The following is a 25,380-nucleotide window of genomic DNA, read 5'->3' as shown; positions in this document are numbered from 1 at the left end:
TGCTAGCATTCAACGTCTAAGTGAATTAATAGGGAATTAAGCTTGTACGCTATCGCGGAGGAAAATAGAGAATTGACGCAGTTCGTCAGCAAGTTCAGGCACGGTCCAAGTTGCATCATAAGTGGTTTTATGGTGATTAAACTCACCCATGAGAAACACCCCCGTAGACGCTGCTTCGCTTGTTGTATCAACATTATTGACCAAAATAGCGCAGGGTTTTTCGCTACCGTCTGTCGCATCTTTTTTGCAGATAACATATTCGCGGGAGTCTTTAATTTTACCCAAAATAGTGCCACGCACTAGAATACCCGCTTTAGCGATAACCACAGTATCAGTGACAACTTGTAATGGACCAGAAATCAACTGATCAGGGTTAAACTGTGCTTGTCTCATACCCGGTTGGAATGGGTTTTGTGAAATCTGATCCATTATTTACCCCCTTTGTTGCTGTTATACAGGTTGGTCATTTTATTAACGATAGATGCGGCAGAGCCTTTCGGGGCAACTTCTGCATCTTGCCCTAAACGTACTTGCTCTTCTTCACGCATACGGGCATCAAGAGAACGGCGATTGCTTTGCGGTGCTGGAGCTCCGCCCATTGCTTTCAGTGTGCTGATTGCTTCAGATGATGACATACGAGTATTAAATGCCAAATGAGCAGCCATATCTGGACGTGCCGCAGCAGCTTTACTACCAAAAATACGAGCGCAACGTTTACGTTCAGCTCGACGACCTTTTTTCACGTCTTTGTTGTCTTCATCATCTTCAGCGTCTTCATCGTCGCCTTCTGCATTTTCATCATCTTCTGCATCAGGGTCTTCATCATCATCTTCCGCTTTCTTGCTTTTTGCCTTTTTCGCTTTACGACCTTCTTTTTCGTCGTCTTGATCTTCCGCATCCTCTCGATCTTCGTCGTTTTCCGCATCATCGCCTTCCGCTTTGCGCGCTTTTTTGTCCTCATCCTCTTGCGAGGCTTTGGCTTTTTTACCCAATCCAATGAGGTGAGCAAAGGTAAACTTATTGTCTGACATAATTAAATTACTCCGGATTCTTTCATCAGTTCCTGAAATGCGACATCAGGACTAGCTACCACATCAGCCAGCCCCATCTGTACGCCCTCAGCTGCCAAATAACAGGCAGCCTGTGTATTGCGGACAACCGTCTCAGATAATCCGCGGTTACGGGAAACAGTGCTCACAAACAGACGCCCCATTTCATCGACATCGTGCTGAATAGCGGCTTTCGCCTCGTCACTCAGCGCCACATACGGGTTACTTTCCGCTTTGCGGTTCCCATAGGTAATAATGGATACCTTCAGCCCGTCATCTTTGATGTGCTGTGACCAGTCACAGTGAATGACAATCACGCCGACCGAGCCGACGCCACCTGTGCGCGGGACATAAATTTTGTCGGCCGCGCTGGCAATTGCATAAGCGGCTGAATACGCATTTTCGGACAGGATGGCGTAGACCGGTTTTTTGCCGCGTTCAGCATAAATCAAATCCACTAGATCAAAACAACCTGCTACTTCTCCACCGGGTGAATCTATATCCAAACAGATACCCTTTACCTCTGGATCATTCATTGCGGTCAGAAATACCCGACGGATGCCGTCATAGCCTGTCATGCCGCTGTAAGGTCTCAGGGTTCCGAGTTTCTGCACCAGCGTACCGTATACTGGAATAACCGCGATACCTTCCAGTACGTCATAACCACTGTCCTTCCTGGCCTTGCGGCTGAAATACTCGTCATCATCTTCCATCATAGAACTGCGGATCTGCGTGATACCTAACCGTTCTGTTAGTGATGAAACAATTACCTCCGCTTTCTGAGGATGTATGGCCAGAGGGGTATTAAATAGCTTTTGCGCTAAGTGCGGTAAATTCACTTGGCCTCCGTATTATTAGTTTGTTGAGGGATTGGCTCAGCCCATTCCGGTAATGGAATGCCACGTTCAGCAAAAGCACTAATTTCACGCGCACGCTGATCAAGCATTTCTTCCCAGTCCTCACCTGCGTTTTCTGCGGCTTCCATTTCAAGTGTGGATAAACCAGCGTTCATACCCAGAATTGAACCTTTCTTCTCAGAAACAGGATCTATCCATCCACGACCCGGCCCCATCCAACGAGCACGACAATACGCCGCTTTCGCCTCAAGGAAATCAGGTGCGCTATTTGGTAGTGGCAAGTCTTCCGTATCATGAATCTCTTCAACAAATGCAGAAGCAATAGGCTGTGAGAACCCGATAGAAAAATCATCACGACGACGAGTTAGGGTTTTCCATGCTTCAAGCATCGCAGCTCGAGCAGATGAATAGTTCACATCTGACCAATCTTGTGTCACTTGCTGAGTTGATAGCCCTGTTGCTGCGGCAATATTCCGCAATACTGCACTTTCAAAACCATCAAAATTACTGGTTGGGCGAGCTGCGGATAAGGTGACGATTTTTTCATTAGGAAATAGATGAGGAATTCGAGCACCGTTTTGTAAGTTTAGGCGCTTATCTTCATAATATTCTGCACGCTGCGTTTGATAAGCGCTGAGCTCTTCGCCATCACCAAAACCAGTATCACCCAATGCTGATGACACCATTTGTGCATCATAGGGGCTTTCGATATAAGCACCGAAAATCGCATTCAAAATTGCGGCTTCTAACTCTGATTCATCGTACTTAATCAGCATTTTAAGTCGCTGAACAATAGGAGCTAAAATTCCAACTCCACGATGTTGAGCCCCCCGTTCGTGGTCAAAATCATGAACAACATTAGGTCTGCCCCATGCGGTTTCACGTTTAATACGTTTCCATGAAACCGTTTTATCAGCAACATACCAATCACCCATGTGCGCTTCACGCATGTAATAAGCGATTGGAGCGCCATCACTATCAATTTCGACACCACCACGGACATTGGCTTGGTCAAAGTTTTGCTGAGGATTGCTTAACCTATCGGGGTCAATGATTTGAACTGTTGTTGCATAACGTCCTTTTCCTGCGCCAAGACGATCTGGTCGATACTGAATAACGGCTAGTGCATCGCCATCAAGCAACTTATGACGAAACCCGAGCCGTAACATCTGCGAGATAGTTTGCTTTCTCTCAACATCACAATATCGCCCCGGATCATTTGCCCAAGAACGCCAATGCGCTTCAATAACTTTCCCGTATTCATCAGCCCATGTCGCATCAAATGCTTTATTACCCGTTAGTAACTTGAGCATTCGATAATCAGGTTTAAATATTGGTCGATAATTTGCACCAATCGCATTATCTAATACCCGAGTGATCGTGCCCGATGCCCAACCGTCATTACGAGCAAGGTCACGCATCCGAGAGACGATGCGGTCACGGTAAATATTGATTTCATTGTCAGGTGACCACAGTGCTGGCTGCCAATTAGCTAACTGATCACTATATGAATCAGCGGCATCATAGGGAACTCGCCCACTACCTGATAATGCATTAAATTTTAGTTTGGCATTAGATGGTGGTAACGGCTCTCCATTTAAGCCAAGAATTTTTACACTCATCAGTATCTCACCCTAATTGGTCGCCTGCGTGATATCCCCAACATGGCCTGTATCGTTTGAATTAAGGCCAACAAATCACCAAGGCTTGTTTGCTGGTAAGATACTGAGCGCGTTCCATCCCCTTGCGTATACGAAAATGAAACGCCTTTAGCACCTGTTGAGAGATCAATATAGGCTTGCTGTGCTTGATTGAGTGCCTGTTTAAGCTGCTCTTGGCTCATGCCCGTCAACAGCGTTTTGATTTGTGACATTGGCACTCCTTAAGGTAATAGTTGCGATATCCGCTTACGCCTTGGTTTATCTTCCAAATTCTCTGGAATAACAGCACCAGGTAATCGAAAATCAATTCTTTGCTCAGGTTTTTCAGGTGGTGAGATCAAACGATCAGGGTTGTTCGTAATGTTGTCAGACAATGCATTCAACTTAAGCCCCATATAATTCAATCCGCATAATGCTGCATAGCTATATACTCGGCAGTCCAACGCTTCATTTGCTCGACCAGGAATAGCTTCCCAAACTCGGTAGCGTTGCCCACCAGCTACTTTAACTATCGACCTTTCGGCCAGTAGTTGGCTGAAATAATGTAAGTCACGATCAATCGGGAAATGCATATAAGCAGGCGAAGCCTCATTGCCTTCTGGTGGCTCTAAATGCAAACGTGCTCGAATAGAGTCCTTTGCCGCATTGACACCTATAATGATGGGTTTAAACCCTGCTTTGGATCGGGATGTAATTCGTTTTGTTGGCCAGATGGGAGAACGCTTACCACCACGAGCTGATTCCCCTTTTATCGCCCAAATTCGACGGCCTAAACGTGCCTTACAAAAGTCATAAACTTTCTGAGTATGGTGTCCACCGGAGTCATGACATGCCGCCATGATCGTAAACCCTCGACCATCAGCACGGCGCCATATTTGTTTTAAATAGGCATCCAACCGTTCCCATGGTTCATCAGTTTCTAAATCACCTTCAATCACGTCATGAGCAATAGACCAACTTTCTTCACTGCGCCCCCATCCGACCACTTCAATTTCGAAACGGTCATCTTGGGTATCGATGCCAGCCGTTAAAACTGCGACACCATCGGGCACATCGGCTGGCCAAACTTCACAACGTTCAAGTAATTTTTTCTCACTCAATGCTTTTTCCCCTCGATCTTCATAAGGTTCACCTAACACAAGGTTAATAAACGTTTGTCGCATTAACGGATCATCCTTAACGCGAAGCCACTCTTTCACCAAGTTAGGCCATGATGCATTGGGGAATAAACTGTAAGCAGCCCAAATATGGAAACCTGCATGACCAGTAAACGGCTTTTCTGCTCGCCACTCACCATTTTTAATCATCAATGCTTTGTCGTTATCATGAATAACACAGCCATTGTGACGACAAACGTAATAGGCAGTTTCTGGTAACCCATTGCCTTCGCTGTCTTTATCCCACTTCATGCCATAAGGCGTATCGGGTCCCCCCCATTCTAAAATCTGATATTCATCACAATGAGGGCATGGAACCCAATAACGACGCTGATCACTTTCACCATACGCCTTTTCAATCCGGCTAACGTTTTTAACCGTTGGTGTTGAACCGAGCACTATCTTCCGGTTCCAGAATGTTTCTGAACGTTTAGTACCCAATGCAATTTGGTCACCCTCTGCACCCGCACCACCAAATGGGTAACCATCCACCTCATCGAATAAAATTATTCGGCATGTAATACGACGGAACCCGCCCGGTGAATTTGCCCCCACAAGCGTTAAATTGGCTCCATTTGAAAATTGTTTTTTCAGGATAGTTTGACCGCTGTCTTTCGCTTTCGCCTCCCCTGCAATCGCCTTTAATACAGGCGTATCACGTAGCATGGGGGCAATCTCACCCTTACTGTAATCCTCCGCATCCTCAACCCTAGGCTGTACTACTAAAATCGGTGAGGGATCATGAGAAAGGTAATAGCCAACAACATGGTCAAGAATTTTGGTATAGCCCACTCGCGCTGATTTCATCACAGAAACCTGAGTAACAGTGGGATCAGTGATAGCATCCATCATGCCATCTTGATATTTAAATGAACGAAATCGACCTGTTTGTGCGGCATTTTCACGCGATAATACCGCGTATTTATTCGCCCACTCGCTTAATGATAAAGGCTCTGGAGGTTTGACATCGGCACGCTTCTGAACCAGTGCACGGGTGAATTGTTGCCATGCATTATCCCCCCTGTTCACTGTGGTCAAGGCTTAATTCCTCCATCGCCTCGTGGATAATATCTTGCAATGCGGTGACAAATTCAGCGTCGCTAGATGTGGTTGCCAATGACCGCAAGCGAGGCCCATGCTCTGGAGCAATAGCGATTAGTCGTGTCCGCATTGCGTGATATTCCTCACCGACTTTATTGATCATGTCTTGCCACGGCAAAACCAAGCCTGATTTTTCTTCATATTCCAACTTGGCAAGTTCCGCAAAATAATGCTCTTTGATAGCGCGTGACTCTTCTAAATCACGAACCTCAACATCACCGGAAACGAGCCCAGCTAAAACAGACTCAGCTTGTTGCTGAAAGTCTGGCTTTTCTTTCGCTGCTTTTTTTTCAGGGGCTTTTTTAGTTTTTCTTGTCGCATTTTTAGTGCGAGGATCTTTACTATCTCGGTATTTTTTTAAATTCTTATCACTTGCATCAACATTAATTTCGTCTCCAGACATCACGATATATTGCCCACTCTTCATCCAGCGTGAGATCGTCTTGCGGTTCACACCAGTATGTTTGGCATAATCAGAAATATTCATCGTGGACATGGGACATTTTCCGTTTGAGATGGGACATTGGGAACATGGGACATTGCGTGGGACATGCCCCACAAAACATGGGACACAAACCCTAATGATTTTTAACGTAAACTTTTGAAATAAAATTAAAAGGCTTCATCCCACGTCATGGGACATGGGACACAAATTCAAAATTTTGTAGCTAGACGCAGAACGCGGCGCGCAATGCCCGTGAAATAGCAAAGTGCTAGGAAGGACCCAAAAAATTTATGTGATTCATTTTCTATATAATCCGTATAAAATATACCAAAACTACTAAAAGGATATTCACATGAGTGATAATGAAGTTTACGGAGCAGATATCAATTTAGATTGGTATGATGCAATTAATCTTAACGACATTGAATACAAAGATAGTCATGACTGCATAAAAGAAATCCCTAAAACACCCGGAATATATATCTTCTGGCGAAAATTTGCTGATACACATGAATGTTTGTATATCGGAAAAGCGTCAGATTTGAAACGTCGAATCACCCAACAGCTCAATGCTAAAAAATTGATTGACCATATTCAAGATGCAAAAAAGGGTGCTAAGTTACTTTCCTTTGCAGAGATCCGTATGCATCAAAGCTGCGATATTCCTACCTATCTAGATGAGGTAGAAACATTCCTGATAGCTGAAGCACTAAGTGAAGGCCATAACCTTTTTAATTCAAAAAAAACAAAACTTTATTTTAATACGATTACTAGTGATGGTAATGGTGTTCCTAATATCTTTGATGGTGAAATGTACTTACCAACAAGAAAGAAGTAACGTTGACTATTTAGCCGTGCGCATAGCTTCCTCAAGTGCCCGGCTTATTTCCTGTGGTAATAAAGCCTGTGCCATTCGTTGTGCCCTATCCTGATATCCAAGTACAGGCTGGACAGGCAGAGCATCACCGAATCGAATAAGTAACTTAGGGGGTCTGCTAGGAGCGCGTTCACGTCGAGTACCATTAGGGGATCTGCTGAGGCGCTTACGATTTTTCTTTACTTTTTTAGCTTTTTTCCGCTGCCAAACACCATTAACACCTTTCCCGTATCTTGTTGATAATTCACCAACAAAAACATTATCCTTATTTTTCAAACTATTTAATTTATTCCTAGGTAAGTTACCGTATTTATTTAGCTTAATGTTTTTAGGGTTAAGCAATGCAGAACCATTAAGCTTATGAATTCCACCTTCTTCAAACGGCTCCAAGTATGTGGCAGCCGTTTTCATTACAAACACTTTAGCCCGTAGATCACTTTTACGTGCCCCGCGGCTTTTAATGCTCTTAACAGTGAAAGGTGTTGGGCTTTCTAAATTACGTTGCAATGCAACCTTTTGTGCATTTTCTATTTTACGTACTGTGCTAGTCAGTGCTTGCGCTGTCGCGAAAGGGATTTGCTTACGAATAGTTCTTAGTTGATTAGCTAAATCAGTTAAATTAGCCATAATTTACTCCTGAAAATAGCAACCAGTTAAAGCTCTATCAACGCCACTCAAAGAATGACGTTTGTAGAAAGTTATCTTTGTTGCCTTATTTGGTCGAGCGCATCTAATTGAATATTGGCCTGCTTTAGGTTTGCTAATAAATAAGGTATCCATTCGATAGCCTGACAATAAGTTAATTGTCGGGAGGGAGTGAAACCAACACCTGTTGTGTCAACTCGCTTGGGATCGCCGGACAAAGTGCTGGCTCGTAAACGGTATGTGTCGTCGAGCACCCCATCAGTAAAAGACTGAGGAACAATAAGATCACAAGTCGGCTCTTTCTTAAGAATCGTTCTGTATTCAATAATTTTCTCCTGTGACTCTGCCTTAGACATAATGCCGTTTCGATAAGCGGTACCTGTTATTTGATTGATGCGGTTGAATTCGAAGGACTGCTCAGCAATTAACTTGCTTTGTTTGTCATTATCGACTTGAAGCCTGTCATTATCTTTTTTCAGCAGCTTATTATCATCGTGAACAGTAACAACCCACCAGCCCATTCCTACAACCATAATGAATAGCCAGAATGATTTATCGAATTTCATAATTAACTTGCCTGCCCTTATAATGGTCGATAGCTTTTTGACAGCGCTTTTCTAAGCTGGCCTTATCAATGCCGCATGTGTTATCTGTCATACGGTAAGCGCCAAAAGCAATAATTGATATCGCGAGTAGCATAAAGCAAATTACAGCTACTATAGGTTTCCATGACATATAGCAGCCTCCGCTTCTCTGCGATTAACTAGACCACGCCATACCTTACCACCAACGTAAACCCATTTTTTAAGCTCTTCACAAGCGCCGTATTGGTCATCTGCATTTAGCTTTTTCAACATTGTCGATTTAGCAAATGCACCAGTGCCAACGTTGAAAGCAAATGAATAAAGCGCGGCTTTTGTATGTTCATCAACAGGAACTTTAACCAGACGATCTACCTGTAATTTAGTTCTCATAAAATCCAGCTCTAACAGCTCGTTGCATTCTTCTTTGGTATAAGTTTTATTGGGAACAATATCTTTCCCCGTATGACCGTAACAGACCGTTAATACCCCGCCCACATCTTCATAGGGCTCATATCTAACACCTTCAAAATGTGCAATCACTGTTAAAGCGATAGCCGTAGCCCCTGCGCTAGCAAGCACAGTTAGTTTTTGTTTGAGTGACATTAGATATCCTTTGGTGCTTTCGCCATAAGTTCAGCGGCTTTTCGTGCGGTGGCTGAAGGGTTTTGTGGGTCAGTCTTATTGACCAGATCTTCAAATAAACGAGTTCGCTTTCGTTGTTCCCGCCTATTCATGAAGAAAGTCGCTAAGCCTAGGATGATGCTGAATGCCATCCCGATAATAAAACCCCATTCATAAAGTGATAAGCTTGCAAAGAATGCTGTAAGCCCAGCACTGCCGTAGGCTGCGTTGCTATATTTATCCATACGCATAATTTCACCCCCTACGGAGTGCCCGATATTTAGTTAATAGGTAGCCACCAGAAAATTAATTGCAGTAATTAAACATGTTGATAGTGATTTGCGGTGGCTATATACGAAAAAGGCCACTCAATGCGCAGCCTTGAAATCAGTTGTTCGGAATAACCGAATATGTGAAATTTAACTTAAAAATATTACGTACGATAATGTTTTCAAATACTTAAGTTACATATGAACTATCCGGAAATACCGGATGGTTGAACCTGTAAGGATTACTTACAAGTTAACTTTTATGCTCTGCAGTGGAATGATCACACCGTTTGCATATGCAGCAATGACGATTGTTAAATCGTTCACCATCAAACTTGTCGATCAAGCTATCAATATCGGGTAAAAGTGCCCATGCAATATAAAAGTCATGAGGTGTCATTTCAGTTCCGGCAAAAGGATAAATACCGATATAACAATCATCACCCTCTCTATCTACTTCTATTGTTCCCGTATGCCAACCATCACAGGGATTAATAACAATAACATCTCGATTATCCATATCTGCGGTTGGTAATTCGCTAGCGGGTCTAAATACTAGATCTGTAGGTATTTGCATACTGGGCCTCAACGAAAAATGAATGCCTGATTTAGCTCAGGCAAGCTGTTGTACGCCACTACAACTATTGACGCGGTTTATTCTGCTCTATCTCTAACTTTGTTTGTTCAAAACGATCGGTTTCTAATTCAACACCGATAACTCGGCGGTTAAGTTTTAATGCTGCCTTTACTGTTGCCCCAGATCCCATAAAGAAATCAGCAACCACATCACCTTCACGGCTACTACTATTGATAATGTGTTCCATCATCTCAGCGGGTTTTTCACATGGATGTTTACCGGGGTAATATTGTACAGATGAATAATTCCAAACATCGGTATAAGGAACATCAACGGTCACAGTGAAAGGGCGACGTAATAATTGGTATTGTTCAGCTAATTCATGATATTCACGCCTTAATGTTGCTTGCTGCATCACTAGTTCAGCGTGTTCACGATCTAACGGATTTTTACTTAATTTTTCATCTGCAACACGTTTGAATAAATCCTGAAGCTTCAAATAATCCGGTTCACTTGGTAGCTGCCACTGGCTATAACCAAACCAATGTGAGGCCATTTGCTTACCTGTTGCTTTGTGGATCTCTTTTGCCGTTATTCCTAACAAATCACGGGCTTGCTTGAAATACTCAATCAACGGCTTAAGCACATTTTCTTTAAGTTCACGGCATTGTTGCAGATATTCACTACTTTTCCCTTTGTAAGGGCATTGGTAATGTTCTGCAAATATAATGCGCTCTGTACTTGGGAAAAAACTACGCAGATCAGCTTTACACGCTCTTCGCCATGGTCCTGACGGTTTAGCCCAAATGATATGATTTAAAACATTGAACCGCTCACGAACTAATATTTCAGTATCTGCAGCCAGCTTTGAACCACAAAACATATATAAGCTACCGTTTGGTTTCAAAACCCGCCAAAACTCCGCCAGCATTTCATCAAGCCAAGATAGGTATGCAGTAACATTTTCCCACTGATTATCCCAACTACAGCTTTTAACTTGAAAATATGGCGGGTCGGTTGCGATTAGGTCAATACAATTATCTGGAAGTGTCTTTATATAGCGGAGTGAGTCATCATTGATTAAATTTATACTGTTTAAAGTTACAGTGTTTTTCATAGATCAGGAGAACCTTTTTTGATAAGCTCACCTAGCTTTACGCGTAAAAGCGGTGGGCCTTGGTTTGTCCGTGACCTCTTACAACGGGCAGATGGCTGGTGGAGTGCGTCAACACCCACCAGCCGCCCATTTTTCACAGTTGAATGCTTTGATATGTTCTTTCTTTGATGTTTTCTTTGATTAACCCAGCCATGACAAGTTGTGTCAGTATTAGTTGGCAGCATGAATCTGTTAACTTAGCATCCTGCGAAACCTCACCTGCCGTGGCTGGCACATCAGTAACCGCATTAAAAACAAGCCTTGCTTTTTCTGTCATATCTACATGTTTTAACATGATAATTTCAAACCTTTGGTTAGTTATTGTGCATAACTACACATGTAACTCTGACCAATCGTAACAGCAAGTCTTATGTTTATTTCAGGCATAAAAAAACCCCGCATTGCGAGGTTATAAACAATTTTGGCAACATACCAAATTAGTGTTAAATATGGCTTATTTTGTTCGGTTTTGCAAGTATTATGATGTTAAATTGCAAGAACGTGACTCATTTCTAATATTTGAAACAGACAACAAAACCTCACGATCTATTCGCTCAACAATAGAAACCAACATAGTCCAATGATCCCGATATATCTCTGACCATGTTGACTTACTGACACCGACTAATTTTGCTAACGCTGTATCGGTATATTTATCAAGTGTTAGTATTTCCCCAAACCTTGAAGCGGTATCTTGTGCCGCTAACCATACCAATTGCATTAATCTGGCCGTTACCTTTTTAGTGATCCGTTTCCCTGATAGTGAGGGTTTAAACTGCTCCCACACGTAATTACATATTTCTACTTGATGGTCATAATCCAAATCATATGCATAACAGTACAACAGCCATGCCTTATGAGCTTCATCTAACTTATTAACTGCACGACGCCATGAACTAAGACAGAATGTTGTTTCGAGTATCGGTGGCATCGGTGATTTACTTATCCGTGTTTCAGTACATTTAACGGGATCCGATTCACGCATTGCCCCTGTACTATCACGCATTTTATTTCTTTTGAATCTACTCGTTCTTACTAATGCTGCACCTTGAAACGCATCTAATTGCCCTTTAGTTCCTCCGTTAATATTGGCTAATGCTAAGGTCACACTTGCTCGAAGATACTCTAAATATTGATAATTCATGCTGTTATCTCCTGCTGCCACATTAACCTAATACACCTAGGGCAAATGCCTTATTTACCAATTTAATAAAAAACTCTATTTGAGTTCCGTGCTCTTTTTCCCACCCTTTAGGGTCTCGATGTAACTCACTATGATCTACGCGACATAAAGGAATGACAAAAAAGTCGTGAGGCTTTGTTCCCATACCGCTAAGGCCATGATCAATAATATGATGAGCATCATCAGCAATAGCACCACACCCGCAGCATGGCTGTGATTTAACCCACTGAAGGTATTTATCATTAGTCCAGCGCTGTAGCTTCGGATTTAACATCAAGCTAGCTGGTGGCTCAGGATCTACAGTTAGTTTTAATACCTGTTTTATCTCTTCAATATCATTAAATTCGTCGCTGAGGAATGATGAAGAAAGAGAGATAGGCCCTACTGATTTATCATTTAATGAATTAGGTACCGGGATAATTAGCATGCGCCCATTAAAATTTGATATCTCACCCACTCCTGGTCGAAATATTACTAACCCCAAGTCTGGTACCGTATTCGCTGTAAGTATGGAAGCTTTATGCATGGGCCTGACTCTCCATCCACTTGCTTGCTATCCAACCAACACCTTTTGCTGTGAACCTTGCTTGTGAGAATGCATAAGAACTTTCTTTGGTTACCCCTGTTTTAACTTCAAATCGTCCAGCGTCGATATGAGGTTGGTATGGGGTTAAAATATTATTCAGTCGGTAAACGATCCGCCTATCGATTAAAAAGCATCTGAAGTCATTTTCTTTAGCACCAAGCATTTTGCAAACTTGGCGAAAAGTCATAGAGCCATTCGCTTTTACATACTTATCAACGAACTCAACTTTCGGAGCGGCTTCAATTAACTTATTTTCAAGCTGTTGTTTTTCTTCTTCCAGATCCGCGGCTAAACGCAAGGCTTCAGAGAATGTTGTCGGTACCAATTTTTGATTTTCTAGCTCTTGCCATCTATCCACCAGCTTTGCTGTGAACATTGGTGATAATTGAGCCACGACAACATAACTGTCACGTTTATTTAATTGATAAACTTGTACCACTTGGTTTTGATGATTTCTAACCTCCCCCATTGGGGGGAGTTGAATTGCACCTCGCGCCGCTAGGCGTTCTATAGACTGCTTAACTTTGTCATGACGAGATTCAACTAATTCCGATATTTCAACGCTCGACATTGTTAATGCTTTTATCGCTAACTGATTCATATAATTTCTCCACATTTACGCAACCGCATTTGCGCTATCAAGTAGGTTGATTGTTATTTCAAATCGACCACCTTTAACTACTTCACACCACCGCATATCAACATGTTTAACCTGATCATCGTCTTTCCAAATATTGGCATGTGTTAATGCATCAAATGGCGCTTTTAAATAATTATCAATATCCCTCCTATGATTAGTGGGTGGGTACATCTTCACAATGACTGACACGTGTTCAGTAATAGCTTTTGGTCTTTTGCGTAGCTGTTCGTAGATAGCGGCCATTGCATTTGCCCGGAATGCCCGTCCCTTTGCACTGATTAACGTTTTACCGTTTATATTCCGCCAGCACGCATTAACACTTGGAGGGAAAGGTAGGACAAGGCTTAGAGATCCAGACATATTTGTCCCCCGCCTCGGATAGCAGATAAGTGATTACCTTTAGCTGAATTAAACTTGGAGTAGTGAGCTTGGCGATAAATTTTAACCTGCCCAATGTCATCAAATATATAATTGCGACCAAAGCCTATTTCCTGACTTTCGCAAATAGGGCAATAATCAATTGATTCACAGCCACCTGAGCGCCCCTTGCGCCAGTGAAGGTTTCCATGGAAAGTGGAACAACTTGCACACATAGGAGCGTCGCAAGTGTAAGCCGATGAGAATCGGGATAGTACGCCACTATCATTTCGCTCACCGATGTAGCAAATAACGCCATCGCAATGCAAATCAGCATTGCCCCCACAGAACATGCATTTATTGCTAGCCATTTGTCACAACCTCATTCCATAATTTTACAGCCTCAGTTCTATCGTTTACTGCAGGGCTTTTTTTTCCGCAGCTATGACAATAAACATAAAACCAAGTGCGATATTCTAGGGTTTGAATGTGCAAATCTTCACTGCCACATTTGCATTGATGAATTTCTGGCATTTTGTTTTTCACTATCTCACCTCCGCCAGCAACTTATCTAACTGCTTAAGTGATTTATTCCCCATGTCCCCTATATAAGCCTTTTCAACAACCCTGATCCCGCACTCAAAATTATTTCCTTTTAAAATTGCTGCGGGCTTAACCTCGTTTATGTGGATTGTTGACTTAATGATTTGTTTTGCTTGATTTTTTTTGCTTTCTCTATTTTTTAGCTTTGCTTCCCACACTACTTTTAGCTTTGTAATCGCATGGGGATCGATGCTGTATTGCTTTGAACGTTGCTTTGTTTCTACTGTTGGTAAATTACCGACATATTTTATACAGCCAATTTTTTCTAACATTTCAAAAGTTCGGTGCGCTGCGGATGGTGAATAGCTAGCAACAGATTTTAAGATTGAAGCGTTTACTGTCTCAAACTCACGTCCAATTCTAATAACTTCAATTCCTTGAGTGTAATTGTGTTCAGTTATCATTTTATGCAGTCACCCTCTTAGCTAACCACCTAACCTGCTCTATGAATGTTCTGCCTCGCTCCTCTAGATCTTCACGCTGGATATAATCAAATGGTTTTCCATCCCATGTTTTATCGAAAACAACGATAGCCCCGGCAAAGAATGCACCGGTTGGTTTTTGTTTCTCATCAGCTGGGTTAAACCACTTCGGAACGCCAAAACCAATACGACCGCGAATAAAGCAAACATGATCTGCATTTTCTGGCCACCACACCTCACTCGTTGCCACTTTCAATAAAAAGACATAACGGCCACCTAACTCCCTCATTGCTGAGGCATGAGACATGATGTGACGAACACCTGTGATTGCCTGTTTTTCATGATATGAACTGCGTGAGTACGGAGGGTTACCAAAAGCAACACCACCAATTTCTTTTAACTTCGCTGACCAATCCTGTGTTAATGCGTTATCTTTGGCCGTATAGAAATGAGGTGCCTTACTGTTTTCACCGTCAGTGAATAAATCAAGCGTGAATAGTCCATATATTGAACTGATACCCCAGTACAATTCATCTGGAGTGCACCACTGATCCCCAATTTCATTTAGCTTATGCAGGGGCTTAGCTTTGAGCATATCGAGGCTTTGTACATATTTGTTCATTAGATAGCACCTTGTTGCTGGTGGGATTTAACATACTCGCGCATATGCTTATAACGCTGTTGAACTTGAAAATCGTCAGCATAATGATTTAAGTGGCGAAACTTTCTACAGGTGACTAAATCACGACGAGATTGATTCCATCTGTTGCGAAGCTTGCGAATAGTGCGCCATTTACGTAGCTGTTTGAACATGGCAATCATGCCTAGCACGTCAACGCCATAGATTGTTTTAGTTTCACTTCGCATCATGCTGCTCCTCCTAAACGCTGCTCATGGTCATTCCAGATACTTACCCATTTTTTCTGCGCCCACTCTGGCTGCATGCGCTTAACGCCTGCATTGCTTGCATCACGCCTCACTAAGTTTTCAAGTTCTGTTGGATTTTCAATTGGAAGAGATTGGCCTAAGAAACGCTTAAAGGCCTTATCACACTCAGGGTTGTGGGCTGATGCTTGTGATTTTTTATGTGGATTTTCTTTGCTCTTAACGGTCAGCGTGTCAAAGTGCTTGCGGAGGCTTTTTGTGCTTAAAATATTTTTATGCCAAAACGAATCACGGCTAGCCCAGTCAAACAACGCACAAATTTGCTCATGGGTACGACCATCAATTTCACGCATCAAGCGGATATCATTTGCCCAATCAAACCACTTAGGGGCTTTCTGGGTCGGGTTGATAACTTGAATGCGCTTAAACATCCACTTGGCTGCTTCTAAATCTTCCAGCGTTCCCCATAGCTGGCCATTCGCACTCGATACCGCTGAATTTAAATTTTTATTAGAAACATCACTCTCAGCCGTGTCGCTGGATTCGCTAGAATTCTGCGACGAAAGGGGTTTACTGATCTGTAAGTTATTATCTGAGTTAAGATCTGTATAAAGATAGGAATCCGCATTTTCGACGTTTCCATGATTCTGCATTTCTGCGGTTTCCATTCCGCATTTTCGACGATTGGATTCGTCGATTTCGACGTTTCCATTCCTCACTTTCGACGTTTCAGAAATTGCAGGAAAAATCATTGAGATAAGTGCATTACCATCTAATCGATAGTGCGTTACTGGAGTGCCGTTTACTTTCTTAGTCTTAGTTTCAATGATGCCGGGGAAGTATTTTTTACGTAATTTATCCACCAGCCTACGCGATTGCTCTTCACCTGACAGCCCTTTAATTTCATCAGCAAGATCTTCATGGCTCTTATAAAACCATCCACCCTCTGCACTCGATGCAACACCTGACCAGAATACCAATTGATTCAGTATTGCAGCCAAAGCATGAGCTTGCTGATCACCCTTAAAAAACTCAAGGTAAGGCACAGGTATAACAATTACGTTTTTATGCCCTGACATTGCTTGCACAACATCAAATGTATTAGTTGCCATACCTATCACCACTTTTAATCTTCGACTTCTGTGTAATCACGCTGAAATAACCAAAGTGGAACAAAGCACCGATGTGGATAATCGCCCCACATGAAGATGACCCGCTTTTGGTACGGATCCCACTCAATGACTTTAACGACGATACCGCGCCTATCTCGGAAGTAACGGTTAAGGTTTTTATGCTTTTCATTGGACATGTCCCCCTCTCCCACTACGGAAATAGTATTCAGCCCAACAACGTTTGAATTCACTGCTATCTTTGTCTACCAATTGTTGTTTAGTCTGGTAGTTGCCTGATTCATCAGCTAACGTTATGATCTCTACATATTGAATTGAGTCACTTTTAGAAGTAAGCAAACACTTAAATTGCTTTCTTGGCTGTAACTGATTTAAACTGTTCATAGCGTTCATTACTCCACACTTTGTTTTGACGCTCGGCGCTCGGGACCGCATATCCTGAGCGCCACCCTCTCTTAGTGAAATCATGATTTCTCAGCCCTATATACAGTTTTAAATGATTCTAAAAATCCCTTTGAATACGAAAATATTTCACCTAAGTCCCTCTCCATTGCCCTTAGCTTTTCGTCCGTAGCAAAACCAGCAGCAACACACTTTTGCATCAATGCGTACAGCGAACCGTACTTAGCGTCTAAATTCATTCGAATTTCGAACAAATCCACCTTATCTAACGGCTCGGCCTTGATTTTTCCTGCTTCAATCTGATTTCGTTTTCCTTTGAGATATTCAAATAGCAACGCTGTTCCTGATAACATCTCCATTTCTTCTAACTCTTGAAGTTCAAAGAAACGACAGCCATTTTTTTCATATAATTTGTTGTTAAATGTGTTTTCTGACATACCTAATGCGCCAGCCATTCCTGCACGTCCGTTCGGATATCCTTTGCACATTCCTTTAACAACTTCTCTAAGTGTTTGATTGCACATATCTACAATTCCTTTTTTTTCTGGTAGTTAACTTAATTAATTAGCTTTGATATTGTCTTGATAAAGTTCTGGGTCATACTTGAGCTGCCCATTTGTTAATCTATCCACCAGCAGCGCCTGTTTTTCGGGTATTACCGACTTCCACCGACTTACAGCAGGATGAGAAATCCCCAGAGCGCTGGCGGTTTTTTGAACACCACCAAAAAAGTTAATAACATTCTGTTTGTACATTTTGTTTCCTCTTGTTTGAGTTTAGATTGAAATGTAACAAAAGGTACATCAACAAGCAAACACTTTTCACATCGAAATGATGTAACATTGGTTACATGAAAAAAGAAGACATGAATTTCAGAATTAAGGCTAGACGCCTTCAGTTAAATCTTACACAGGAAATCTTGGCTAAGAAGCTAGGAGTTAGCCGTGTGTCTGTAACCAAGTGGGAAACTGGCGTGTCTAAACCTGACGGTGAGAACCTACAAAACTTAGCTCGTGTGCTAGAGACGTCAGCTGAGTGGATACTGTATGGGAAAAATGCCCCTGTAGAAAAAGAGCTATTCCCATCAAGAAAGCCACTAACTGTAATAGAGGTACCAGTTATATCTTCAGTTCAAGCAGGGTTATGGAATTCAACATGCGAGTCCGTAACTATAGATGATGTTATCCGATGGGTTGGAACTACTGTAAGAGTTTCCGATAGTGCTTTTGGCCTTGATGTCCGAGGTGACTCTATGACAAACCCTAATGGTTCCCCAACGATACCTGAAGGTTCTACTGTTATTGTAGAAACAGAGTATGGAAATGTTGATGATTTATATGGAAAAATAGTTGTAGCCATTTTAGATGGAACCTCGGAAGCTACGATAAAAAAACTAGTATGGGATTCACCCTATAGTTACCTAATGCCTCTGAATCCATCATTCAACCCCATCTTGATAAATGGAAATTGCAGAATTATCGGAAAAGTAGTACAGGTAGTGCAAAACTTATAACCCTCAAACAGCCCTCAAAAAATCAATGTAACTTATTTCACATTTTATTATTGACACTTGATGTAACCTAATGTACCTTTTGTTACATCAAGTGCAATCAATGGGAATAAGATCATGCAACTCAATTCAAACGAACCAATTGTTACCTTTAGCGTGCCAATGTCGCAGGAAGACGCTCAGGCATGGATTCTAAAAAAAGCATCTGAATTCAAAACGCTTGAATCACTAAAAGCTAAACAAGCTCAATATGAACAAGACAAGGCCGAACTGCAGCGCAAGATTGAAAAGCTTGATGACGAAATCTTCGACCAGCAGGAACTCTGTAAAGTCACCATCAGCGCCTAACTCGTGGGGTATTCAGGATGAAAGTCACTGTAATAGATGAGAAAAATACTGATATTCGCTGGGAGTTCAGGCAAGAACCAAAAAGCGGACGTATGGCAGTTAAATGGCTAAAGGACGGAACGCAAGATCGGATTGTTACTGCCCTTGATCAAGCATTAGAAGAGGCAAAAAACCAATATTCAATGGTTAGTTCAACCACTAGCAATTTGGTAACTATTGATGAGCAGTTATTTAAAGACCTTATTTATCTAGCCATCAATAATACAGAATTTGTAAATAAGCTTTGCGATATGAAAGTAAATTCTGAGCCTGACAATAACGTTACGATGGAATTTAAACCTAGTGATTTTCTTTTTCGCTTATCTGAGGCAATTAAAGAGCCCTCACGCGCTGCACCAATAGGCGTTGATAACAAATTAAATTCACTAAATGCTTGGAAACCAACTATACAGCACATTTTACACCCTGAAAAATATCCGGCTTCATGGATTATTCAGCTAGGTAAGAATGAAGTGCAATTTAATCGAGTTATCGACGGGAGAATAGAGGAAAGCTACGCCCCCGTTAATTATGCAAAAGCCAATGTATATGCGGCAGCTATTTTGAATGATCTTCAACCACCAAGAGATCTTCGGTTGTCCGATAAACCGACTGATTAAATTCAATTTGAATAAGGTTTTCACCCTGTTTATTTATGCGATAAAAATCAAGACCACCGAAATAAACACGGGTTTCAGGGGGATAACCTTCAAGTTGTCGAAGTAGATCACCAAGCTCAATAGTATGGCTTTGAACTATATCTTTAAATGACATTATTTATACCTTCTTGGTTGTGTAGGAACTTCCAAGAATACCACAGCCGCCTGATGTGGCTAAATAACCAGGCACTAATTTTCATGTGGAGTAGTGGAGAGGGATATATGCTTATTTTGACACGTAACGTTGGTAAGGCGCTCATGATCGGTGATGAAATTACAGTTACCATATTGGGAGTTCGCGGTAATCAGGTCCGAATAGGTGTTGAAGCACCAAAGAATGTGGCTGTACACCGTGAGGAAATTTATAAACGTATTCAGGATGAAAAAAAACGCCAGTGCTAGTAAGTAGTTATTGATAGTTTTGGTGGCGACCTGAATCTTCCACACTACGAGGTTGATGATAATGTTCTATTCAGTAGCCACCCTTTTTACATCACACATAAGACCGCTGATATTTAATCAGTCCATACTAGGTAATATGTTTTAATTATTATTAGCGGTCTTATTTGTGGAGTAATAACCTAATAATGAGGATCTACTCATGAGTGAAGATAGAAAAACAAATGTTCCAGATTTTCTTTCTGAATTAGATGCAGGCACATTTCAGAATAAAATTTCTGCAGCATTAAATCTTGTCGGTGGTGGTGTTAATAAAAATGGTGGTACGGGTGAAATTCAAATTGTTTTTAAAATTACTCAATTTGATGAAAATAGAGTGAAAGTTTCACATAAATTGAAGTTCGTCACACCAACTCGACGCGGTAAGCAATCAGAAGAAGATACAACAGAAACACCAATGTATGTAAATAAAGGTGGGAAACTTACTATTTTGCAAGAAGACCAAGGTCAATTATTTGCAATTAATGGTGCACCTGACGGCAAATTAAAACAAGTTAATTAATTTCTTTTTAATCTAAATATCAATCTTTAAAAATACTTTATTAAATAAGTAGGAGCCTTTATGTCTCAATTAAATGGTGATGCTATTTCTAAAATTACAGAACTAGCTATTTCAGGTGTTCGCTTAGGTGCTGTGGAAAGTATGCCTTGCCCTGCTGTTGCCAAACCTGATGGACTTGAAATTGTTAGTCTAGAGAGATATCAAGAAGGTCGTTATCGCTTCCGTGGTGCACTAAAAACCACCAGCATTAGCGACTTCGTAAAATATAGTGTTGGTTATGCTGATACTCCTGGTGTTCGTTGTTTTATCGATGCTGAAGATATGAGTGCAAAAACTATCTTTAACCTCGGTACTATTGCAGCTCCTGGTCACGCGGATAACTCAGCTGTAATTGGCCTGAAAAAAACATCCCCTTTTTCTGCTGTTCTATCAGTTAATGGCCGCAAACAAGGACAAAAAGAGCTTGCCGAGTGGTTGGAAGATTGGCGCGAATTCTTATTAGCTTTCGATGCTGAAGGTAATGTTCTGGATATTAAGCAAGCTATTGGTGCTGTCCGTCGAATTACTATTGAATCAAGCCGTTCATCAGATCATGAAGATAGTGATTTTTCGGCAAACCGTTCTGTAATGGAAAGTGTTGAAGCGAAAAGCAAAGACATTATGCCAGCTGTTTTTGAGTTCAAATGTACTCCGTATGAAGAATTGCAAGAACGCGCAATTAAACTTCGCTATAGCATTTTAACTTCACACGATACGCCAGCATTGATTCTTCGTATTGTTCAACTTGAAAATTTAGAAGAGCAAATGGCGCAGGAATTTCGTGATCTACTTGCTTCTAAATTTGAAGGCACTCAGATCGAAACATTCATTGGGAATTTTTCAGCTTAATTAATTTATGCGCCACTAGTTTAGTGGCGCTATTTGTAGTGTGGAGATTTGAACATGTCATATATTTCAACTTTTACAGGAAAGCATTTTAACTTTATCAATATCAGTGCGAATGATATCGATATTAATGATATTGCTCAGGGTTTATCTAATGAATGTCGCTTTGCTGGGCAAATTAGCCAATTCTATTCTGTTGCTCAGCATTCTGTTTATGTTAGTCAAATTGTACCGTCAGAATATGCGTTAGAAGCATTACTACACGATGCATCAGAAGCCTATTGCAAAGACTTACCTAGCCCATTGAAAGCGCTGTTACCCGAATACAAGACAATTGAGCGCAGAGTACAACAGACAATAACTGACAAGTGGAACCTACCAACTAATTTAAGTGATGTTGTTCATTATGCTGATTTAACAATGCTAGCTACGGAACGTCGCGATTTAGAAGTTGACGGTAATAACTACTGGTCAATTTTAGACGGTATTCCAGCAACTGATTTAATTACAGTTAGCCCACTATCCCCTATACAAGCGCGAGCAATGTTTATTTATCGCTACAACCAGTTAACAGGAACCATACCTGAATTCGATGCTGATATAAGGTTAAGCACAATTCGCGGTGAATGTGCGTGGGGTGACATTTATTCAGATAAGAAAAAGCGCTTTCAAGATGGCGATCCTATTCAAACATCGCGAGTTATCAATATCGATACTTATTTAACCGATGGCTATATACAAACAGTTAATTCAGTTTACAGAATTATTGTTTAGGTGGCTGATATGAAAGAGCGCGGAATTATTTTTAATGCTGAAATGGTACGCGCCATCATTGATGGCCGCAAAACTCAAACTCGTAGCGTAGTTAAAGGCGCGACAAGCAATCATATCTTTCATGGTTGGGTAACATCAAGCATACACTCAAAGGATGAAGGTAGGGCCTGCTGGTCTAATAACACCCTGTCCATGCGTGGAAACTCTATTAGATTGCATTGCCCGTTTGGTGAAATTGGTGATCGCCTTTGGGTTCGTGAAACATGGCAAGGGCCATTGATTAATTACACAGATGATGAGCCACCGTTCAAGGGGCATCATATATTCGAGAAATCAGATAATTGCGTTTACAAGGCTGACGGTGCGGCGACACCTGAATTTATTGACAGTGATGATAATTTTCGGCAAGGCTGGAGACCCTCAAGCAATATGCCTCGCTGGGCTTCACGTATCACACTAGAAATTACTGATGTTCGCGTAGAGCGCCTGCAAGAAGCTAGCGACGATGATTTTAAAGCTGAAGGCTATCCGCTGGAGAGAGAATTAACTGGCGGCAGTACTGATGCATTTTGCTGGTTTCGTCACTTATGGGATTCAGTTAGTAAGCCTGACTGTAATTATGAAAGTAATCCGTGGGTGTGGGTTATTGAGTTTAAGCGAGTGTGATTATGAATAATGAAATGCTTGAATTAGCCAAAGAATTAAAAGCCGCCGCAATCAAGTTGAAGGTCAATAAATATGATTATGTGTGGCTAAAAAATGAATTAACAGACGACTGGAGTCATGGTTCGCCATATGAATATTTTGCTCTTTTATCTAATTACCATAAGGTAATTAACCTCTGTGAGCATATTGAGCGTATTTCTCAAATTAACGAAGATAGTACTAAATTGATTGAAGCATTCTGCGCTGATGATGCCGAATGGCATAAGTTACTTGATACAAGGGAGCAAGAAAACTCAAAACTAATCCGTTTAGTAGTTAAGTTAGCTGATAAATACTCTGAAATACAAAAAGAATTAGAGCGTATTAATAACTTGCAGCCTGTAGCTTGGATGTACCCTGTATTTCATGATGAAAAAATGCAATTCACAACTGATGCGGTTGCATCTGAAAATATTGATATCCATTTTCAATCTCATGGTTCACCACTTAAAGTCACACCACTTTATAAATTAGATAAATAAGGACTAACAATGAAATATAAGCACTTAATGGTAGATCTGGAAACTATGAGCAATAAAGGTAATGCCGCTATTGTTTCTATTGGTGCTGTAGCTTTTGAGCCGTCAACGGGTGAAATTGGTCCTACTTTCTACCGCACGGTTGATTTAACGAGTTGTGAGCGCGTTGGGCTTCATATTGATGCCGATACCGTTCTTTGGTGGATGAAGCAAAGCAGTGAAGCAAGAGCCGCTATTGTTGATGAGCGCGCAGAGCCTATTATGTATACGCTTACATGTTTGTCTATGTTTGCTGAAGAGCATTTATCGAATAAAATTTGCGTCTGGGGTAATGGTAGTGATTTTGACAATGTTGTTTTAGCTAATGCCTATAACGTATGTGATTTAGAGCCATTCTGGAAATTTTATAATAACCGTGATGTTCGCACCATTGTAGAACTTGGTCGCAGTGCTGGTATTGATCCTAAGCGTACGCTCGAATTTGAAGGAGAACAACACAACGCATTAGCTGATGCAATCCATCAAGCTAAGTATGTGTCTATTATCCACCAGCATTTGATTAAACCAGTTAACGACGATATTTAATTTTTAAATCTGTATGCGGCAGATATGTGGGGATAAATATGAACACAATGTTTTTATTAATGGCTGAATGTGGAACATCTCAGATACCACTAGAGATAGTCGCTGAAAAATATTTAAATTTGACACCAGCATATGCAGATAAAAAAGCAGCTTTAGGTGAATTACCATTTTTAACATACAGAGATGAAAATAGCCAAAAATCACCAAGAATGGTTCATATTAGTGACTTAGCTGAATGGATCGATAAACAAAGAAACATCGCTAGAAAAGAATTTGATAAAATTCAAAGCTAAATAAACATGCTAGCTACAAAATGCTATTACTATGTAGCTAGCATGTATACATTATGAGCTGAAAACCTTATAAAGTGCGATACCTGCGGCAACTGCAATTCCTATAAGCCATCTAATATTCGCTGATTGATTATCTTTTATCTTGTTAATAACAGTTTGTTCTGACCTTAGTATTGATTCTCTTAGTATGTCATTTTTATCATCTATTTTTGTTAAAATAGTGTCATGCTTATCTGCTATTTTTTGATTTAAATTATCACACTTGTCATCTAATCTATCTTTAATAATTTCATGATTTACTTCTACTTTGTTAGTAATAGAAGTTATATGATTTTCTAAAGTAATTTTGATAGCACTGTGAGATGCCGATAATCTATTTAATTCCTGCATAACCCATTGCAGTTGAGAGTTATCAGATGATGAACTAGGTGTGCTATTTGGGTTTGGAGTGCCATTTAAGTCCATTTTTTTACTCATATACTACCCCTTTTTAACGCTTAACCAATCCCACAGTTCCCTATTGTGCCTTCCCCAGTATGCGGTAAAAAGAGTAACTATAGTATTGTTGAGATCTACTGTATGAGATTCCAATAACTCATAAAATTCTTTAGGGGTAACAATATTGTTAGGACTAGATACAACCCAAGCTTTGGAGTCAATTTTATACCTATCTCCTTGGGGAACTATAGCATTAATAGCTTTTTCAACCTTTTCTGGACTACCTGAGGTTTGTACCATAAATACAGGCATACAAGTTTATCTCCCTATTGTTTGCTTACCTTGCTAGTTATTTTGTAATGATAGCATAAAATATTTTTATTCATTAGCATTTGAATGCTTATCTGAATAAGAAAAACAAACTTAGCAGGACACCAATAGCGCACCATGATTTTATAACTTATTGATATTTAATTGTGGTGCATCCCATCGAGCAT

The 25,380-nt window shown here is 41.0% G+C and carries 42 protein-coding genes and 1 pseudogene; 12 read left to right on the top strand and 31 right to left on the bottom strand.

Features of this window, described 5'->3' with window-relative positions:
* Positions 1–36: 36 nt before the first annotated feature.
* From ACIPUA_RS18175 to ACIPUA_RS18145, 7 genes are read right to left on the bottom strand one after another with little or no spacing between them, the layout of a single operon-like run.
* Positions 37–429 carry a head decoration protein gene (locus tag ACIPUA_RS18175; RefSeq protein WP_449059974.1) on the bottom strand — a complete coding sequence of 131 codons (393 nt, stop codon included), beginning with the start codon at positions 427–429 and terminating at the stop codon, positions 37–39.
* Positions 429–1,031, bottom strand: coding sequence for a hypothetical protein (locus tag ACIPUA_RS18170; RefSeq protein WP_449059973.1), 603 nt, complete (start codon positions 1,029–1,031; stop codon positions 429–431). The genes ACIPUA_RS18175 and ACIPUA_RS18170 overlap by 1 nt, the downstream gene beginning before the upstream one ends.
* Positions 1,032–1,033: 2 nt before the next feature.
* Complete coding sequence (locus tag ACIPUA_RS18165; protein WP_449059972.1) at positions 1,034–1,888, bottom strand: S49 family peptidase; 855 nt, start codon at positions 1,886–1,888, stop codon at positions 1,034–1,036.
* Positions 1,885–3,528, bottom strand: a complete 1,644-nt coding sequence (locus tag ACIPUA_RS18160) for a phage portal protein (RefSeq protein ID WP_449059971.1) — start codon at positions 3,526–3,528, stop codon at positions 1,885–1,887. Before ACIPUA_RS18160 ends, ACIPUA_RS18165 begins: the two co-directional genes overlap by 4 nt.
* On the bottom strand, positions 3,528–3,779 hold the full coding sequence (gene gpW / locus ACIPUA_RS18155) for a gpW family head-tail joining protein (protein ID WP_096864638.1): 252 nt from the start codon (positions 3,777–3,779) through the stop codon (positions 3,528–3,530). Before gpW ends, ACIPUA_RS18160 begins: the two co-directional genes overlap by 1 nt.
* Positions 3,780–3,788: 9 nt before the next feature.
* Positions 3,789–5,762 carry a phage terminase large subunit family protein gene (locus ACIPUA_RS18150; RefSeq protein ID WP_449059970.1) on the bottom strand — a complete coding sequence of 658 codons (1,974 nt, stop codon included), beginning with the start codon at positions 5,760–5,762 and terminating at the stop codon, positions 3,789–3,791.
* Complete coding sequence (locus ACIPUA_RS18145) at positions 5,737–6,321, bottom strand: RNA polymerase subunit sigma-70 (RefSeq protein WP_449059969.1); 585 nt, start codon at positions 6,319–6,321, stop codon at positions 5,737–5,739. The genes ACIPUA_RS18150 and ACIPUA_RS18145 overlap by 26 nt, the downstream gene beginning before the upstream one ends.
* A 301-nt stretch (positions 6,322–6,622) precedes the next feature.
* Between ACIPUA_RS18145 and ACIPUA_RS18140 the strand changes: the two genes are divergently transcribed.
* Complete coding sequence (locus ACIPUA_RS18140; protein WP_449059968.1) at positions 6,623–7,108, top strand: GIY-YIG nuclease family protein; 486 nt, start codon at positions 6,623–6,625, stop codon at positions 7,106–7,108.
* Between the two features lie 6 nt (positions 7,109–7,114).
* Here ACIPUA_RS18140 and ACIPUA_RS18135 read toward each other — a convergent pair whose 3' ends face one another.
* The 22 genes from ACIPUA_RS18135 to ACIPUA_RS18030 form a co-directional block, all read right to left on the bottom strand.
* Positions 7,115–7,774 (bottom strand): hypothetical protein, encoded by a 660-nt coding sequence (locus ACIPUA_RS18135; protein ID WP_449059967.1) that lies wholly within the window; start codon positions 7,772–7,774, stop codon positions 7,115–7,117.
* A 71-nt stretch (positions 7,775–7,845) separates the two neighbouring features.
* Positions 7,846–8,358, bottom strand: a complete 513-nt coding sequence (locus ACIPUA_RS18130) for a hypothetical protein (protein ID WP_449059966.1) — start codon at positions 8,356–8,358, stop codon at positions 7,846–7,848.
* On the bottom strand, positions 8,345–8,527 hold the full coding sequence (locus ACIPUA_RS18125; protein ID WP_449059965.1) for a hypothetical protein: 183 nt from the start codon (positions 8,525–8,527) through the stop codon (positions 8,345–8,347). Before ACIPUA_RS18125 ends, ACIPUA_RS18130 begins: the two co-directional genes overlap by 14 nt.
* The gene (locus ACIPUA_RS18120) at positions 8,509–8,979 is read right to left on the bottom strand and encodes a lysozyme (RefSeq protein WP_449059964.1); all 471 of its coding nucleotides are present in this window, start codon (positions 8,977–8,979) and stop codon (positions 8,509–8,511) included. The genes ACIPUA_RS18125 and ACIPUA_RS18120 overlap by 19 nt, the downstream gene beginning before the upstream one ends.
* On the bottom strand, positions 8,979–9,248 hold the full coding sequence (locus tag ACIPUA_RS18115) for an HP1 family phage holin (protein ID WP_004912034.1): 270 nt from the start codon (positions 9,246–9,248) through the stop codon (positions 8,979–8,981). The genes ACIPUA_RS18120 and ACIPUA_RS18115 overlap by 1 nt, the downstream gene beginning before the upstream one ends.
* A 271-nt stretch (positions 9,249–9,519) precedes the next feature.
* Complete coding sequence (locus tag ACIPUA_RS18110) at positions 9,520–9,843, bottom strand: hypothetical protein (protein ID WP_449059963.1); 324 nt, start codon at positions 9,841–9,843, stop codon at positions 9,520–9,522.
* A gap of 64 nt (positions 9,844–9,907) precedes the next feature.
* Positions 9,908–10,960, bottom strand: a complete 1,053-nt coding sequence (locus tag ACIPUA_RS18105) for a DNA-methyltransferase (RefSeq protein ID WP_449059962.1) — start codon at positions 10,958–10,960, stop codon at positions 9,908–9,910.
* Between the two features lie 133 nt (positions 10,961–11,093).
* Entirely contained in the window at positions 11,094–11,294 is a 201-nt protein-coding gene (locus tag ACIPUA_RS18100) for a TrmB family transcriptional regulator (protein WP_164565494.1), read from the bottom strand.
* Between the two features lie 183 nt (positions 11,295–11,477).
* Positions 11,478–12,143: a bacteriophage antitermination protein Q gene (locus tag ACIPUA_RS18095; RefSeq protein ID WP_449059961.1), complete on the bottom strand. Its 666-nt coding sequence runs from the start codon at positions 12,141–12,143 to the stop codon at positions 11,478–11,480.
* Positions 12,144–12,165: 22 nt separating this feature from the next.
* Positions 12,166–12,708 carry a DUF968 domain-containing protein gene (locus ACIPUA_RS18090; protein ID WP_449059960.1) on the bottom strand — a complete coding sequence of 181 codons (543 nt, stop codon included), beginning with the start codon at positions 12,706–12,708 and terminating at the stop codon, positions 12,166–12,168.
* Positions 12,701–13,369: a phage antirepressor KilAC domain-containing protein gene (locus ACIPUA_RS18085; RefSeq protein WP_449059959.1), complete on the bottom strand. Its 669-nt coding sequence runs from the start codon at positions 13,367–13,369 to the stop codon at positions 12,701–12,703. Before ACIPUA_RS18085 ends, ACIPUA_RS18090 begins: the two co-directional genes overlap by 8 nt.
* A 15-nt stretch (positions 13,370–13,384) precedes the next feature.
* Positions 13,385–13,768: a RusA family crossover junction endodeoxyribonuclease gene (locus tag ACIPUA_RS18080; protein ID WP_449059958.1), complete on the bottom strand. Its 384-nt coding sequence runs from the start codon at positions 13,766–13,768 to the stop codon at positions 13,385–13,387.
* A complete protein-coding gene (locus ACIPUA_RS18075) occupies positions 13,753–14,136 on the bottom strand; it encodes a hypothetical protein (protein ID WP_449059957.1) in 384 nt (127 codons plus the stop codon). Before ACIPUA_RS18075 ends, ACIPUA_RS18080 begins: the two co-directional genes overlap by 16 nt.
* Complete coding sequence (locus tag ACIPUA_RS18070; protein ID WP_430261707.1) at positions 14,129–14,311, bottom strand: hypothetical protein; 183 nt, start codon at positions 14,309–14,311, stop codon at positions 14,129–14,131. The genes ACIPUA_RS18075 and ACIPUA_RS18070 overlap by 8 nt, the downstream gene beginning before the upstream one ends.
* A complete protein-coding gene (locus ACIPUA_RS18065; RefSeq protein WP_449059956.1) occupies positions 14,311–14,772 on the bottom strand; it encodes a hypothetical protein in 462 nt (153 codons plus the stop codon). The genes ACIPUA_RS18070 and ACIPUA_RS18065 overlap by 1 nt, the downstream gene beginning before the upstream one ends.
* A gap of 1 nt (position 14,773) precedes the next feature.
* Positions 14,774–15,412: a phage N-6-adenine-methyltransferase gene (locus tag ACIPUA_RS18060; protein ID WP_449059955.1), complete on the bottom strand. Its 639-nt coding sequence runs from the start codon at positions 15,410–15,412 to the stop codon at positions 14,774–14,776.
* Entirely contained in the window at positions 15,412–15,660 is a 249-nt protein-coding gene (locus ACIPUA_RS18055; protein ID WP_449059954.1) for a hypothetical protein, read from the bottom strand. Before ACIPUA_RS18055 ends, ACIPUA_RS18060 begins: the two co-directional genes overlap by 1 nt.
* Positions 15,657–16,787: a replication protein 15 gene (locus ACIPUA_RS18050; RefSeq protein ID WP_449059953.1), complete on the bottom strand. Its 1,131-nt coding sequence runs from the start codon at positions 16,785–16,787 to the stop codon at positions 15,657–15,659. Before ACIPUA_RS18050 ends, ACIPUA_RS18055 begins: the two co-directional genes overlap by 4 nt.
* Before the next feature lie 14 nt (positions 16,788–16,801).
* Positions 16,802–16,984, bottom strand: coding sequence for a DUF4222 domain-containing protein (locus ACIPUA_RS18045; RefSeq protein ID WP_112307916.1), 183 nt, complete (start codon positions 16,982–16,984; stop codon positions 16,802–16,804).
* Positions 16,974–17,189, bottom strand: coding sequence for a hypothetical protein (locus tag ACIPUA_RS18040; RefSeq protein WP_148699142.1), 216 nt, complete (start codon positions 17,187–17,189; stop codon positions 16,974–16,976). The genes ACIPUA_RS18045 and ACIPUA_RS18040 overlap by 11 nt, the downstream gene beginning before the upstream one ends.
* 80 nt (positions 17,190–17,269) lie before the next feature.
* Positions 17,270–17,731, bottom strand: coding sequence for a YmfL family putative regulatory protein (locus ACIPUA_RS18035; RefSeq protein WP_449059952.1), 462 nt, complete (start codon positions 17,729–17,731; stop codon positions 17,270–17,272).
* Positions 17,732–17,767: 36 nt separating this feature from the next.
* Positions 17,768–17,962, bottom strand: coding sequence for a Cro/CI family transcriptional regulator (locus ACIPUA_RS18030; RefSeq protein ID WP_449059951.1), 195 nt, complete (start codon positions 17,960–17,962; stop codon positions 17,768–17,770).
* Positions 17,963–18,057: 95 nt separating this feature from the next.
* Between ACIPUA_RS18030 and ACIPUA_RS18025 the strand changes: the two genes are divergently transcribed.
* From ACIPUA_RS18025 to ACIPUA_RS17975, 11 genes and pseudogenes are all read left to right on the top strand, one after another.
* Entirely contained in the window at positions 18,058–18,720 is a 663-nt protein-coding gene (locus ACIPUA_RS18025) for a LexA family protein (protein WP_449059950.1), read from the top strand.
* A gap of 114 nt (positions 18,721–18,834) precedes the next feature.
* A complete protein-coding gene (locus ACIPUA_RS18020) occupies positions 18,835–19,065 on the top strand; it encodes a hypothetical protein (RefSeq protein WP_449059949.1) in 231 nt (76 codons plus the stop codon).
* A 17-nt stretch (positions 19,066–19,082) separates the two neighbouring features.
* The gene (locus ACIPUA_RS18015; RefSeq protein WP_449059948.1) at positions 19,083–19,724 is read left to right on the top strand and encodes a hypothetical protein; all 642 of its coding nucleotides are present in this window, start codon (positions 19,083–19,085) and stop codon (positions 19,722–19,724) included.
* 261 nt (positions 19,725–19,985) lie between these two features.
* The gene (gene csrA, locus ACIPUA_RS18010) at positions 19,986–20,165 is read left to right on the top strand and encodes a carbon storage regulator CsrA (protein WP_449059947.1); all 180 of its coding nucleotides are present in this window, start codon (positions 19,986–19,988) and stop codon (positions 20,163–20,165) included.
* Positions 20,166–20,364: 199 nt separating this feature from the next.
* A complete protein-coding gene (locus tag ACIPUA_RS18005; RefSeq protein ID WP_048608734.1) occupies positions 20,365–20,724 on the top strand; it encodes a hypothetical protein in 360 nt (119 codons plus the stop codon).
* A gap of 60 nt (positions 20,725–20,784) precedes the next feature.
* A complete protein-coding gene (locus ACIPUA_RS18000; protein ID WP_449059946.1) occupies positions 20,785–21,612 on the top strand; it encodes a YfdQ family protein in 828 nt (275 codons plus the stop codon).
* A gap of 54 nt (positions 21,613–21,666) precedes the next feature.
* A pseudogene (locus tag ACIPUA_RS17995) lies at positions 21,667–22,182 on the top strand (YfbR-like 5'-deoxynucleotidase); the annotation flags it as partial.
* Positions 22,183–22,392: 210 nt separating this feature from the next.
* Positions 22,393–23,049: a hypothetical protein gene (locus tag ACIPUA_RS17990; protein WP_449059945.1), complete on the top strand. Its 657-nt coding sequence runs from the start codon at positions 22,393–22,395 to the stop codon at positions 23,047–23,049.
* A gap of 2 nt (positions 23,050–23,051) precedes the next feature.
* Positions 23,052–23,570, top strand: coding sequence for a hypothetical protein (locus ACIPUA_RS17985; protein WP_449059944.1), 519 nt, complete (start codon positions 23,052–23,054; stop codon positions 23,568–23,570).
* A gap of 9 nt (positions 23,571–23,579) precedes the next feature.
* Complete coding sequence (locus tag ACIPUA_RS17980) at positions 23,580–24,152, top strand: 3'-5' exonuclease (protein ID WP_449059407.1); 573 nt, start codon at positions 23,580–23,582, stop codon at positions 24,150–24,152.
* Positions 24,153–24,190: 38 nt separating this feature from the next.
* Positions 24,191–24,445: a pyocin activator PrtN family protein gene (locus ACIPUA_RS17975; RefSeq protein ID WP_449059408.1), complete on the top strand. Its 255-nt coding sequence runs from the start codon at positions 24,191–24,193 to the stop codon at positions 24,443–24,445.
* A gap of 51 nt (positions 24,446–24,496) precedes the next feature.
* On the opposite strand, the gene ACIPUA_RS17970 is transcribed toward ACIPUA_RS17975, so the two are convergent.
* Positions 24,497–24,922, bottom strand: coding sequence for a hypothetical protein (locus tag ACIPUA_RS17970; protein WP_449059409.1), 426 nt, complete (start codon positions 24,920–24,922; stop codon positions 24,497–24,499).
* A gap of 3 nt (positions 24,923–24,925) precedes the next feature.
* Positions 24,926–25,195 (bottom strand): hypothetical protein, encoded by a 270-nt coding sequence (locus ACIPUA_RS17965; RefSeq protein WP_449059410.1) that lies wholly within the window; start codon positions 25,193–25,195, stop codon positions 24,926–24,928.
* Positions 25,196–25,380 lie beyond the last annotated feature (185 nt).

The sequence above is a fragment of the Providencia sp. AGC89 genome (genome assembly GCF_053543535.1).
The sequence above is the reverse complement of the archived record's forward strand: the minus strand, read 5'-3'. Positions and strand labels throughout refer to the sequence as shown.